This is a genomic window from Pseudoduganella violaceinigra DSM 15887, assembly GCF_000425385.1.
Lineage (GTDB): Bacteria > Pseudomonadota > Gammaproteobacteria > Burkholderiales > Burkholderiaceae_D > Rugamonas > Rugamonas violaceinigra.
Window position 1 is genome coordinate 252442 of the sequence record NZ_KE384356.1, and the last position, 12863, is coordinate 265304.

The window sequence follows — 12863 nt, forward strand, 5'->3', positions numbered from 1 at the left end:
ACCGTGTGAGCGGGAGCTGGCCTCACACGGCAGCCTAAGAGTAGTACCACAGGGCAATATTTGATCAAATTGGTAACTATTTCTTGTAAAACTCTGTTATATTCGTGTGACTGCTTCTTAACATTTTGCTGTAAAGAACCATGAGAATCGTTGTCCTTGATGCTGACCGAAGCCAGGCAGACCTCATCTGCCAGGTCCTGACTTCTGCCGGCCATGCCTGCCATGGCTACCAGAGCGCCAAGGACTTGCTGGCCAATATGCGCAAGGATAGCTGCGACATGTTGATCCTCGACTGGCAGGTTGCCGATATGGAGCCTGCCGAACTGGTGCGCAAGGCCCGCGAAAAACTGCCTGAAAACGGCCCGGTCATCTTCCTGACCACCAGCTCCGGCGAAGACGATATCGTCGCCGGCCTGACGGTCGGCGCCGAAGACTTCCTGGTCAAGCCGCTGCGGCGCGCCGAACTGGTGGCGCGCGTCCAGGCCCAGTTGCGCCTCGCCTACCCCAGCCAGAATGGCGCCGAACAGCTGCAGTTCGGCCAATACGTCTTTGAAACCCGTCCTGGCCGCCTGTTGATGGATGGGCAAGTGCTAGACGTGACCCATAAAGAGTTCTACCTGGCCTTGCTGTTTTTCCGCAACATTGGCCGTCCGCTCTCGCGCGCCTACATCCATGAAGCGGTGTGGATACGCGAAACCGAAGTTCCCTCGCGCACCATGGATACCCACGTTTCCCGCGTCCGCAATAAGCTGCAGTTAAAGCCGGAAAACGGCTTCCGCCTGGTGCCGGTGTACAGCTACGGCTACCGGCTGGAAAAGCTCGGCGCCTGAGAGCGAAACCCCAGCAAGGTATAATGGCGTCTGGAATCGCCCGCCCATACCGAAATGCAACTTCTCGCCGTCGGCCTCAACCACACCACAGCACCCGTCGCCTTGCGCGAACGGCTGGCGTTCGCGCCTGAGCAGCTGGGGACGGCGGTGGCGGCGGCGCGCAACTGGTTTGCCCACGCGGATTCCAAGGGCGGCGACGAAGCGGCCATCCTGTCCACCTGCAACCGTACCGAGCTGTACGCCGCCAGCAATGCCGCCCACCCGCTCGACGCCGGCGCGCAATTCCTGGCCGATTTCCACAAACTGAACTACGCCGAGCTGCGCCCGCACCTGTACATGCTGCCGCAGCACGATGCCGTGCGCCATACCTTCCGCGTCGCCTCCGGCCTCGATTCGATGGTACTGGGCGAAACCCAGATCCTGGGCCAGATCAAGGATGCGATCCGCACCGCCGATGAAGCGGGCGGACTCGGCACCTACCTGCACCAGTTGTTCCAGCGCAGCTTCTCGGTTGCCAAGGAAGTGCGCAGCACCACCGAAATCGGCGCCCACAGCGTATCGATGGCGGCGGCCGCCGTGCGCCTGTCGCAGCGCATCTTCGACACGATCTCCGAACAGAACGTGCTGTTCATCGGCGCCGGCGAAATGATCGAGCTGTGCGCCACGCACTTCGCGGCGCAGAACCCGAAATCGATTACCGTGGCCAACCGCACCATGGAACGCGGCGAAGCCCTGGCGCACCGCTTCAACGGCCGGGCCATGCGGCTGGCGGAGCTGGGCAGCCAGCTGCAGCAATACGATATCGTCATCTCCTGCACCGCCTCCTCGCTGCCGCTGATCGGCCTGGGCATGGTGGAACGCGCCATCAAGGCGCGCCGCCACAAGCCGATGTTCATGGTCGACCTGGCCGTGCCGCGCGATATCGAGGCCGAAGTGGGCCGCCTGAACGACGTCTTCCTGTACACCGTGGACGACCTGGGCAAGGTGGTGCAAACCGGTATGGAAAACCGCCAGGCCGCCGTGGCCCAGGCGGAAGCGATCATTGAAACGCGCGTGCAATCGTTCATGCACTGGATCGACGACCGCGCCGTGGTGCCGGTGATCCAGGGCCTGCAGGAGAACAGCGAAGTGATCCGCCTGCTGGAACTGGAACGCGCGCGCAAGCTGCTGGCCAAGGGCGAGCCGATCGATGCGGTGCTCGAGGCGCTGTCCAAGGGGCTGACCGCAAAGTTCATGCACGGTCCGCAGCAGGCGCTGCACCGCGCCCAGGGCGACGAACGCGCCCAGCTGGCCGAGCTGCTGCCGCAATTATTCCGCGGCCGCCGTTAGCGGCGCCTTCCCGCTGCCGCTTGCGCGGCTCTTCTTCCGTTTTCTCGCGCCACTGGGCGCTCCTCCGCATAGGATCCGAATGAAACCATCAATGCTGGCCAAGCTGGACCAACTGGCAAACCGCCTGGTCGAACTGGACGAACTGCTGATGTCCGAAGGCGCCACGTCGAATATGGACAGCTACCGCAAGATGACGCGCGAGCACAGCGAACTGCAGCCGCTGGTCGCGCTGTACAAGGATTACCTGCAGGTGCTGGGCGACATCGACGATGCGCAAGCCATGCTGTCCGATCCCGACATGAAGGAATTCGCGCAGGAGGAAATCGAAGGCGGCAAGGCGCGCCTGGCCGGCCTGGAGCTGGATTTGCAGAAGATGCTGCTGCCCAAGGATGAAAACGACGAGCGCAATATCTTCCTCGAAATCCGCGCCGGCACCGGCGGCGACGAATCGGCCCTGTTCGCGGGCGACCTGCTGCGCATGTACACCCGCTTCGCCGAGCGTTCGCGCTGGCAGGTGGAGATCGTGTCGGCGTCGGAAAGCGATCTTGGCGGCTACCGCGAGGTGATCGCCCGCATCATCGGCAACGGCGCGTACTCCAAGCTGAAGTTTGAGTCCGGCGGCCACCGCGTGCAGCGCGTGCCGGCCACGGAGACCCAGGGCCGCATCCACACTTCGGCCTGCACCGTGGCGGTGATGCCGGAAGCCGATGAAGTGGAGGACGTCCACATCAACCCGGCCGACCTGCGCATCGACACCTACCGCGCTTCCGGCGCCGGCGGGCAGCACATCAACAAGACCGATTCCGCTGTGCGCATCACGCACATCCCGTCGGGCATCGTGGTGGAGTGCCAGGACGACCGCTCGCAGCACAAGAACAAGGCGTCCGCGATGAAGGTGCTGGCGGCGCGCATCAAGGACGTGCAGCTGCGCGAGCAGCAATCGAAGGAAGCGGCCACCCGCAAGAGCCTGATCGGCTCGGGCGACCGCAGCGAACGCATCCGCACCTACAATTTCCCGCAAGGCCGGATGACCGACCACCGCATCAACCTGACGCTGTACAAGCTGGACATGATCATGGACGGCGATCTGGGCGAACTGACCACGGCCCTGACCACCGAGCACCAGGCCGAGCAGTTGGCGGCCTTGGGCGATTAAGGCTTGGTTTAAGGTAGCCTTCAGGGCTTTATGCGAGAATTGGCCGGATTTTCAACTTTGATAAAAGATGATGATGAGCAACCGTAACGTCTTGCTGGCGATCGCCTTTGTGAGCTTTGGCATGATCGGTGCCGCAATGTATCTGCAGCACGTGCTGTACCTGATGCCTTGCCCGCTGTGCGTGATCCAGCGCTACCTGTTCATCGCCATCGGCCTGGCGGCCCTGGTGGGCGCGTTTACCGCCAAGCCCAAGCTGGCTGCCGGCGCTGGCCTGCTGGCCGCCCTCGGTGGCTTGGGCGTGGCCATCAAGCAGCTGTGGATCCTGGCCCACCCGGGCCTGTCCTGCGGCATCGATCCGATGGAAACGATGCTGAACAAAATCCCGACCTCCGAATACCTGCCTTGGCTGTTCTACGCGGAAGGCCTGTGCCAAGACGCCAACGAGAAGTTCTTTGGCCTGGTGATTCCGATGTGGTCCTGCATCTGGTTCGGCATTCTGGCCATTGGCGCGGCCTGGCTGGTGCTGCGTAAGCGCGCATGAAGGACCAGGTCGCAGCCGGGATGACGCTGGGCGCCTTGCAGCGCAAGCCGCTGCTCGACCCGGTCGACCAGCGCATTCTGGTATGCCATGCGCTGGGCATCAGCCGCACTGCTCTGATCACCCAGTCCGACCGCGCGCTGAGCGCCGACGAGGCGGCCCGTATAGCGCAGTTGCTGCAGCGCCGCCATGACGGCGAGCCTGTGGCTTATATCATCGGCCAGCGCGAATTCTTCGGCCTGGATTTCGAAACCACGCCGGCGGTGCTGATCCCGCGCCCCGATACGGAATTGCTGGTGGAGTTGGCGCTGGTGCGCCTGCCGCCGCGCGGCAAGGTGCTCGATATGGGCACCGGCAGCGGCGCCATTGCTGTCGCCATCGCCCATAGCCGGCCGGATGCAAGCGTGACGGCGCTGGACGTGAGCCGGGAGGCGCTGTCCGTGGCCGGCCGCAATGCGCAGCGCAACAACGCCAAGGTGCGCTTCCTGCACAGCGACTGGTATGGCGCTGTCGACGGCGAGCAGTTCGACCTCATCGTTTCCAATCCTCCCTATATCGCCGATGGCGACCGCCACCTGTCCGAGGGCGACCTGCGCTTCGAACCAAGCGCTGCGCTGACCGACTTTGCCGATGGCTTGAGCGCCCTGCGCACCATCATTGCCGGCGCCCCCGCCAAGCTGGCGCCGGGCAGCTGGCTGCTGATGGAACATGGCTATGACCAGTCGGCGGCCGTGCGCGGCCTGCTGTCGTCCGCCGGTTACACTGCTGTGCAAAGCTGGCAGGATTTGGCCGGCATCGAACGGGTCAGCGGCGGCCGCCGGCCCGGGTAAAATACGGCAATATGCGGCTTCCCGGCCGTTTTTCGGGGGGCCTCGTACGCGCTTTTCGGTTTTCGGTTAATCTCGCACCAATTTGATTTGCTGCATCGGAAAGGAAGCAAATTGTCCAATCTATTGACGCGCCGCCTGGCCCTGTTGGCCGACGATAAGCACCGTGCGGTGCTGGGCGGCGGCCTGCGCGGCATCGAACGAGAAACCCTGCGGGTGCAGCCGGACGGCCGCCTTGCGCAGACGCCGCATCCGCTGCCGCTTGGCTCGGCCCTGACGCATCCCCACATCACCACCGATTACGCGGAAACCCTGCTGGAGTTCATCACCCCGGCCGAACAAGACATCGCCATCACGCTGGAAAAGCTCGACGCGATCCACCGTTTCAGCTACACCAAGCTCGGTAAGGAAATGCTGTGGAGCCAATCCATGCCTTGCGAATTGCCCGGCGAGGAAGAGATCGAGATCGCCTGGTATGGCAAGTCCAACCTGGGCATGCTGAAGCATGTGTACCGCCGCGGCCTGGCGCTGCGCTACGGCAAAGCGATGCAGTGCATCGCCGGCATCCACTACAACTATTCGCTCGATGAGCGCCTGTGGCGCGTCCTGGCGGAGAACGAGGGCGCGACCCACATCTCGGCCAAGGCCTACCAGTCGGAAGCCTACCTGGCGGCGATCCGCAACTTCCGCCGCTACAGCTGGCTGCTGATGTACCTGTTCGGCGCTTCGCCGGCTTTGGCGGAGGGCTTCCTGCGCGGCCGCCCGCACAAGCTGGAAAAGCTGTCCGCCGATACGCTGTACCTGCCGTACGCGACCAGCCTGCGCATGAGCGACCTCGGTTATCAGAACGAAGCCCAGTCGGGCCTGCATCCGCACGAGAACAGCCTGGATTCCTATGTGGCCACGCTGACCAAGGCCGTCAACCAGCCTTATGAGCCGTATGCGAAGATCGGCACCAAGGTCGATGGCGAGTGGGTGCAGCTATCGACCAATGTGATCCAGATCGAGAACGAGTACTACTCGACCATCCGGCCGAAGCGCGTGATCAATACCGGCGAGCGCCCGATCCAGGCGCTGTGCAACCGCGGCGTGCAGTACATCGAAGTGCGCTGCATGGACGTGGATCCGTTCGAACCGGTCGGCATCAATGTGCAGACCGGCCGCTTCCTCGATGTCTTCCTCCTGTTCAGCGCCTTGGAGGAAAGCCCGCTGATCACGCCGGAGCATGGCGCACTGCTGGCGCGCAATTTCGCGCGCACCGTGAAGGAGGGCCGCCGCCCGGGCCTGACCCTGACCCGCGCCGGCGAGGAAGTCACGCTGAAGCAGTGGGGCCTGGATTTGCTGGAGCGCTTCAAGCCGGTGGCCGAGTTGCTGGACCGCGAGCACGGCGGACGTGAACACATGGCGGCGCTGGAAGCGCAGGCCGCCAAGCTGCACGACCCGGACACCACGCCGTCGGCGCGCGTGCTGCAGGCGCTGCGCGACAACGGCAAGTCGTTCACCGCTTTCGGCCTGCACCAGAGCGAGAAGCACGCCGCCTATTTCCGCAGCCATCCGCCAAGCGCGGAAGATGTGGCGCGCTTCACGCAAATGGCGCGCGTCTCGATCGCGGAGCAGGAAGCACTGGAACGCACCCAGACCGGCAGCTTCGACGACTACGTCAAGGCCTACCGCGCCAGCAATCTTTGCCCGAACCATTGCACCTGAACCTTGCTCACCTTCTATAACGAACAGCACGCCCAGCACGCAGGTCACACCCAGCGCGTGGAAGGCGTACTGTCCGAGCTTGGAAGACGCGGCCTGGGCCAGATCGTCACGCCGCATGGCGTGCCGCTGATGGCGCTGGAACGCACGCATGCGCCGCGCTACCTGCACTTTCTGCGCACGGCGTGGAGCGAGTGGTCGGCGGCCGGCAAGGCGCCCGCGCCGGCGGTGGCGACACAATGGCCGGTACGCACCTTCCGTACCGACATCGAACCGGCCGACCTGGCCGCGCGCCTTGGTCTGTACTCGATGGACGCTGCCACCGCCATCACGGCGGGCACCTGGACGGCGGCCAAGACTGGCGCCGATTGCGCCGTCAACGCGGCGCACGCCCTGCGTGTCGGCGAACGGGCGAGTTTTGCGCTGACGCAGCCGCCGGGCCACCTCGCCGGCGCCGACTTTTGCGGTGGCGGCTGCTACCTGAATAACGCTGCGCTGGCGGCGCAGCATTTACTCGACGATGGCATGGCGCGCGTGGCGATTCTCGACCTCGACTACCATCACGGCAACGGTGCCCAAGGCATCTTCTATGAACGCGCCGAAGTCCTGTGCCTGTCGATCCACGCCGATCCGCGCCATGCTTTCCCCTGGTTTTCCGGCCATGCCGACGAAACCGGCGGCGCAGCGGGCGCCGGCTGCAACGTCAACCTGCCGCTGGCACCAGGCGCCGGCGCCGCCGACTGGTTCGCGGCGCTGGAAACGGCTTGCCTGCGGCTCAATATGTACCGCCCGGAGGCGCTGGTCGTGGCCTTGGGCGGGAACATTTTCTCCGGCGAAGCGCATGGCGGATTCGGCCTGCAGGCGGGCGACTTCCTGCGCGCCGGCGAACGCCTGGCCTGGCTGGGATTGCCCACCACCTTCGTACTGGAAGGCGGCAGCCCGCTGCGCGAGCTGGGCACCAATATTGTCAATGTGCTGGAAGGCTTCGACTGCGCCCAGGTTTAGCCGGGCAGCGCCAGCCGCGCCTCCAAACCGCCGCCGTCACGCTGGTGCAAGGTAAGCGAGCCGCCCATGGCCGTTGCCAGCTGGCGCGCGATCGCCAGTCCCAGCCCCGTGCCGCCGGTCTCGCGGCTGCGTGAAGATTCCAGCCGCACGAAGGGTTCGAAGACAGCCTGCAGGGATTCTTCGGGAATTCCCGGTCCCCGGTCCAGCACGCGCAACACGATGCCGCCCTGCTCCGCCGCCGTTTCCACCTCCACGTCGGCCGCGCCGCCGAATTTCAGCGCATTATCGATCAGGTTGCCCAGTACCCGGCGCAAAGCCTGCGGCTGCAATTCCATCGGCCGCCCGACCGCGCCGCGCAGCGCGACCTGGTGGCCGGCATCGGTGTAGTCGTGCACCATGCTGTCCAGCAGCGCATCCGGATCGATGCGCGTCGGCGCCTCGCTGGTGCCGTGCAGCGTGCGCGCATAGGCCACGCCTTCCTTCACCAGCTGCTCCATGGCCTGCAGGTCTTGCCGCAGCTTGGACTGCTGCGACTCGTCGTCCATCATGTCGACCCGCAGGCGCATGCGCGTGATCGGCGTCTGCAAGTCGTGCGAGATGGATGCCAGGATCTGGATGCGCTCCGCCATATACCCGGCGATGCGTTCCTGCATGGCGTTGAAGGCGCGCGCGGCGCGCGCCACTTCCGAAGGCCCCTTCTCGGGCAGGTGGGCCCCCTGCATGTCGGGGCCAAGCGCATCGGCGGCCTGCGCCAGCTGCTCCAGCGGCCGCGTGGCAAGGCGTACCGCCAGCCAGCAGCAGAAGGCGAACACCGCCAGCTGCGCGGCCATCAGCGCGCCGAACCAGGGCGACATGGGCACGGTCCGCATGGGGCGGAAGTCGATCGTCAGCGGCATGCCGTCGCTCAGGCGCAAGTGCACCTGGTAGCGTTCATGCTCGCCGATGATCTGGTGCACGGTCAGCTTGTATTGCTTGCCCACCCCCTCTTCAAACGAGCGCACGGCATTGGCTTCCAGCACCCGCAGGTGCGGCAGCGATTCGTCGCATTCCTCCAGCCGGAATTCATAGCTGCGGCGCGCCAGGCGCGGCAGCCATTCCGGCCGCGCGGCCGCAGGCAAGGCATCGAGCAGCGCCACCGACGTGGTGACCTCGCGCTCGATATAGCCCATCATCATATTGGTGGTGGCCTCGTTGCGCTCACGCATGGTGAGCCAGAACGACAGGCCCTGCGCCACCGCCACGCCGAGGCATAGCAGCAGGACCAGGCGTGCAAACAGGCTGCGCGGCCAGCGCGGGCGCCTCATGGCTCGCCTGCCGCCAGCGTCACGGCGGCCGAGAAGACATAGCCCTCGCTGCGCAGCGTCTTGATATAACGCGGTTCGCGCGCCGTGTCGCGCAGGCGCTGGCGCACCCGGCTCACCAGCAGGTCGATCGAGCGGTCGAACTGGTCGGCATTGCGGCCCTGGGTCAGGTTCAGCAGCTGGTCGCGCGTCAACACGCGCTGAGGATGATCGAGGAAGACGCGCAGCAGGCGGTATTCGGCGCCGCTCAGCGCCACCAGGGTGCCGTCGGCGTCGAGCAGGTGGCGCGCCACCGTGTCCAGGCGCCAATCGCCGAAGGCCAGCATCGGCACCGATTCATTGACCTGCATATTCGGCGGCAGCATGCGCGTGCGGCGCAGCACGGCGTTGATGCGCGCCAGCAGTTCGCGCACGGCAAAGGGCTTGGGCAGATAATCGTCGGCGCCCATTTCCAGGCCGATGATGCGGTCGGTCTCCTCGTTGCGGGCGGTGAGCATCAGTACCGGGACGGCTTTGTGCTTACCGGCGCGCAGGTCGCGGCACAGGGTCAGGCCGTCTTCGCCCGGCAGCATCAGATCCAGCACGATCAGGTCCGGGGTGTCGTCTTCGAGCACGGAGCGCATCTGGCGGCCATTCGCCGCCAGCGAGGTGCGCAATCCATTCTTTTGCAGATACGCGCCGATCAGCTCGCGGATGTCGCGGTCATCGTCGACGATCAGGATGTGGTCTTGGTTTTCCATGAAGCCATGATACCCAATGCCGCCGCGAGATTTGTATCCCAGTGTGTACAGCCCGCGCAAGGACACAAAACATTGCACTGGCGGGGAGCGGCGACATATGCCGGATACCTGGCCGCGGTCCAATAGCGTCATCCCCAGACACGGAGCCGACCATGACCAACCCGCTCGACACGCCGCTGGCCTTCCTGGCCGGTTTGCTGACCATCGCTTCGCCCTGCGTGCTGCCCATGCTGCCAATCCTGCTGGGCTCCGGCGTCAACCAGCGCAACCGCCGCCGCCCGCTCTTCATCGTGGCCGGCTTTATCCTGAGCTTTGCCAGCGTCGCCATGCTGCTGGGCGCCGTCTCCGCCGCGGTCGAAGTGGCGCAGGACGTGCTGCGCAATAGCGCCATCTTCCTGCTCGCGCTCTCGGGCCTGTTCCGCGTCTGGCCGGCGCCCTACGAATGGCTGCTGGCCCGCCTGCCGGGCCGCAGCGCCACTTCCGCTCCGCGCCATGACGATGGCGGCAACGGCGGCGCCTTCCTGCTCGGCATGTCACTGGGCGCCGTGTGGACGCCCTGCGCCGGCCCGGTGCTGGCCTCGATCCTGGTGCTGGTGGTGAAAGCCCAGGATCCCGCCTGGTCGGCCTTGCTGCTGACTTTGTACGCCATCGGCGCAGCGGTGCCCATGCTCGGCATCATTTACGGCGGCCAGTACGCTACCCAGCGGGTACGCGCGGTGGCCCGCCACGCCCATCGGCTGCAGCAGGTCTTCGGCCTGCTGGTGCTCGCCACGGCCGTTGCGATCTACCTGCAATACGACACCCTGGCCTATTCCTGGGCCGCGCAACACCTCCCAACCCTGAAAGGACTGTGACATGAAAAACTACCTGAAACTGCTGGTCGCCGCGGCAACACTTCTGGGCGCCAGCGCCGGCGCTGCCACGGCGCCTGCCGAGGCCCCCGAATTCAGCGGCATCATCCAATGGCTGAACAGCGAACCGCTCACCATGAAGCAGCTGCGCGGCAAAGTGGTCCTGGTGGATTTCTGGACCTATGACTGCATCAACTGTATCAACACCCTGTCGCATGTCGTGAAGTGGCACGACAAGTACAAGGACAAGGGTCTGGTCGTGATCGGCGTCCATACGCCGGAATACGCGTTCGAGCGCAAAACCGACAATGTGCGCACCGCTTTGAAGCGCTTCGACATACGTTATCCAGTGGCCCAGGATAACCGCTACGCAACCTGGAATGCGTACAACAACCGCTACTGGCCGGCTTTCTATTTGATCAATAAGAAAGGGCAAGTGGTGTATACCCACTTTGGTGAAGGGCAATACGAACAAACTGAAGCGAGAATCCAGCAATTGCTGGCGCAAGCCGAGTGAGTTCCGCCATGAGCGAAAGATTTTTCAAAAATAGCTTGCAATTAAATCGCGCGCTATCTATAGTGTGGACATGGGCAGCCAACACCGCCCCTTAAGCCCGAAACAAATAGCACACTAGTTAATCGCTCACTATCATTGATAAAGGAACTTCACCATGGCAAAGATCTCCAACATCCTGTACCGCGCCAACGCAACGTCGACCGGCGGCCGCGAAGGCAAATCCGTCTCCAGCGACAATGCACTGGACGTCAAGCTGACCACGCCTAAAGAACTGGGCGGCAACGGCGCCTTCGGCACCAACCCGGAGCAACTGTTCGCAGCGGGCTACTCGGCCTGCTTCATCGGTGCCCTGAAGTTTGTTGGCGGCCGCGACAAGATCGCCGTACCGGCGGACACGTCGATCAATGCCACCGTCGGCATCGGCCCGATCGAAACCGGCTTCGGCATCGAAGTGGAGTTGAAGATCTCCCTGCCTGGCCTGGACCGCGCAACCGCGGAAAAACTGGTGAACGCCGCCCACATCGTGTGCCCGTACTCGAACGCGACACGCGGCAATATCGACGTCACCCTGACCATCGAATAAGCAGCGCAGGGCGCGGCGGCCACGGCGGCCGCGCCCATCCCAGAGGAGAAATATCATGAAAGCCTTTGCAGCCCTCATCGCTTCCACCGCCCTGGCCCTTTCCACTGCCGCCCAGGCAGCGCCGCCCGATACCGGTGAAAGCTACCAATCCGATTTCACGTTTGTCTCGACCAAAACCCGCGCTGAAGTGAAGGCTGAAACCATCGCCGCCCTGCGCCGCGGCGACATCCTGACCGGCGAGCTGTATCCGCTGGATTTCGCATCGCCGCTGCACGGCAGAATGCGTGCGCAAGTGAAGGCCGAACTGGCCTCCGCCACTTCTGGCGGCGAGATCCTCAAGGCGCAGTAAGCTGGCATAAAATGGTCGCCTCCCCATATGCGAGGCGACCAATGATTGAATGGCAGTGGCTGGACTTCAACAGCATTCCCAACACGGACCTGTACGACATGCTGCGTCAGCGGCAAGAGGTCTTCGTCATCGAGCAGCAGTGTTTTTATTCCGATATGGACGGCTATGATGCAGCCGCCCATCACCTGCTCGGCTGGCAGCAAACCGGGGGCAAGCGCACGCTGGCCGCCTACCTGCGCTGCATCGCACCGGGCATCAAATACCCTGAAATGTCGCTGGGACGCGTGCTGACCACCCAGGCTGCGCGAGGCAGCGGCGCCGGACGGCAGCTGGTTGCGGAAGGCATCCGCTGCGCCGAGCTGCTGCACCCGGGGCACCGTATCCGCATCGGCGCCCAGGCCCATCTCGAAAAATTCTATGGCAGCTTCGGCTTCCAGGCAGTCGGCGAACCATACGACGAAGACGGTATTCCCCACCTGGAAATGCTGCGGTAAACGAAAAAGCGGCCACACGGGCCGCTTCTCGAATGATGCCGCAGTCTCTTACTGGCCAACGGCGACCAGGGTCACGTCAAACACCAGGGCGGAATTGGACGGAATCACCACGCCGGTAGCGGACTTCCTCGCCTGTGCGCCATAGGCCAGGCTGGCGGGAATGATCAGGGTACGCGAGCCGCCCACTTTCATGCCAACGACGCCCTGGTCCCAGCCGACGATCACGCTGCCACTCCCCAGGACAAAGGCGATCGGAGAGTTCGGAGTTTTCGTCACATCAGCGGAGAACGTGGTCTCGAATTGCTGGCCCTTGAATCCCGCGGCTTTCTCGTCGTACAGGTAGCCGGTGTAATTGACGGTCACCAGCTTGCCAGCGGTGGCGACAGTACCGCTACCTACCGTGTTGTCGCTTGCCTTAAAGGCCGGCTGCGCAGGAACCGTGGTGTCGACGTCGTTTTTGTGGCCACCGCCGCAAGCTGCCAGCGCGAGCGCGCATGCCATGGAAGCGATAACTTTGAACATATTCTTCATTTCAGTCTTGCCTATTTCTTGGTCAGTGGGGGTGGATATTGGAGCAGGAGTGTAGCAGACTGCCCCAGTCCATTCCCCACCGGGATAAAAACGTTACAAATTTCCCAG

Annotated in this window: 15 protein-coding genes; 12 read left to right on the plus strand and 3 right to left on the minus strand. The window is 63.9% G+C overall.

What is annotated here, in order from left to right; all coding sequences use genetic code 11:
• Positions 1-140 precede the first annotated feature (140 nt).
• From H597_RS0117735 to H597_RS0117765, 7 genes are all read left to right on the plus strand, one after another.
• A complete protein-coding gene (locus tag H597_RS0117735) occupies positions 141-830 on the plus strand; it encodes a response regulator transcription factor (RefSeq protein WP_028103301.1) in 690 nt (229 codons plus the stop codon).
• 54 nt (positions 831-884) lie between these two features.
• Complete coding sequence (hemA, locus tag H597_RS0117740; RefSeq protein ID WP_028103302.1) at positions 885-2159, plus strand: glutamyl-tRNA reductase; 1275 nt, start codon at positions 885-887, stop codon at positions 2157-2159.
• Positions 2160-2238: 79 nt separating this feature from the next.
• Positions 2239-3315, plus strand: a complete 1077-nt coding sequence (prfA, locus tag H597_RS0117745) for a peptide chain release factor 1 (protein ID WP_028103303.1) — start codon at positions 2239-2241, stop codon at positions 3313-3315.
• Between the two features lie 70 nt (positions 3316-3385).
• Positions 3386-3856 (plus strand): disulfide bond formation protein B, encoded by a 471-nt coding sequence (locus tag H597_RS0117750; RefSeq protein WP_028103304.1) that lies wholly within the window; start codon positions 3386-3388, stop codon positions 3854-3856.
• Positions 3853-4683 carry a peptide chain release factor N(5)-glutamine methyltransferase gene (gene prmC / locus H597_RS0117755; protein ID WP_028103305.1) on the plus strand — a complete coding sequence of 277 codons (831 nt, stop codon included), beginning with the start codon at positions 3853-3855 and terminating at the stop codon, positions 4681-4683. Before H597_RS0117750 ends, prmC begins: the two co-directional genes overlap by 4 nt.
• Before the next feature lie 111 nt (positions 4684-4794).
• The gene (gshA, locus tag H597_RS0117760; protein ID WP_028103306.1) at positions 4795-6387 is read left to right on the plus strand and encodes a glutamate--cysteine ligase; all 1593 of its coding nucleotides are present in this window, start codon (positions 4795-4797) and stop codon (positions 6385-6387) included.
• 3 nt (positions 6388-6390) lie between these two features.
• On the plus strand, positions 6391-7389 hold the full coding sequence (locus tag H597_RS0117765; RefSeq protein ID WP_028103307.1) for a histone deacetylase family protein: 999 nt from the start codon (positions 6391-6393) through the stop codon (positions 7387-7389).
• Here H597_RS0117765 and H597_RS0117770 read toward each other — a convergent pair.
• A complete protein-coding gene (locus H597_RS0117770) occupies positions 7386-8693 on the minus strand; it encodes an ATP-binding protein (RefSeq protein WP_028103308.1) in 1308 nt (435 codons plus the stop codon). The genes H597_RS0117765 and H597_RS0117770 overlap by 4 nt on opposite strands.
• Positions 8690-9430 (minus strand): response regulator, encoded by a 741-nt coding sequence (locus H597_RS0117775; RefSeq protein WP_028103309.1) that lies wholly within the window; start codon positions 9428-9430, stop codon positions 8690-8692. Before H597_RS0117775 ends, H597_RS0117770 begins: the two co-directional genes overlap by 4 nt.
• Before the next feature lie 152 nt (positions 9431-9582).
• Here H597_RS0117775 and H597_RS0117780 point away from each other — a divergent pair, with 152 nt between their 5' ends.
• The 5 genes from H597_RS0117780 to H597_RS0117800 all read left to right on the plus strand — a co-directional run bounded on the left by H597_RS0117780 (position 9583) and on the right by H597_RS0117800 (position 12224).
• Positions 9583-10284 (plus strand): cytochrome c biogenesis CcdA family protein, encoded by a 702-nt coding sequence (locus tag H597_RS0117780; RefSeq protein WP_028103310.1) that lies wholly within the window; start codon positions 9583-9585, stop codon positions 10282-10284.
• Position 10285: 1 nt separating this feature from the next.
• Complete coding sequence (locus tag H597_RS0117785) at positions 10286-10798, plus strand: thioredoxin family protein (protein ID WP_028103311.1); 513 nt, start codon at positions 10286-10288, stop codon at positions 10796-10798.
• 154 nt (positions 10799-10952) lie between these two features.
• Entirely contained in the window at positions 10953-11381 is a 429-nt protein-coding gene (locus H597_RS0117790) for an organic hydroperoxide resistance protein (RefSeq protein ID WP_028103312.1), read from the plus strand.
• A 55-nt stretch (positions 11382-11436) separates the two neighbouring features.
• A complete protein-coding gene (locus tag H597_RS31465; RefSeq protein ID WP_051293892.1) occupies positions 11437-11730 on the plus strand; it encodes a DUF4148 domain-containing protein in 294 nt (97 codons plus the stop codon).
• A 41-nt stretch (positions 11731-11771) separates the two neighbouring features.
• On the plus strand, positions 11772-12224 hold the full coding sequence (locus H597_RS0117800) for a GNAT family N-acetyltransferase (protein WP_028103313.1): 453 nt from the start codon (positions 11772-11774) through the stop codon (positions 12222-12224).
• A gap of 48 nt (positions 12225-12272) precedes the next feature.
• Here the strand turns inward: H597_RS0117800 and H597_RS0117805 are convergent, their stop codons facing one another.
• Complete coding sequence (locus H597_RS0117805) at positions 12273-12755, minus strand: FKBP-type peptidyl-prolyl cis-trans isomerase (RefSeq protein WP_028103314.1); 483 nt, start codon at positions 12753-12755, stop codon at positions 12273-12275.
• Between the last annotated feature and the right edge of the window lie 108 nt (positions 12756-12863).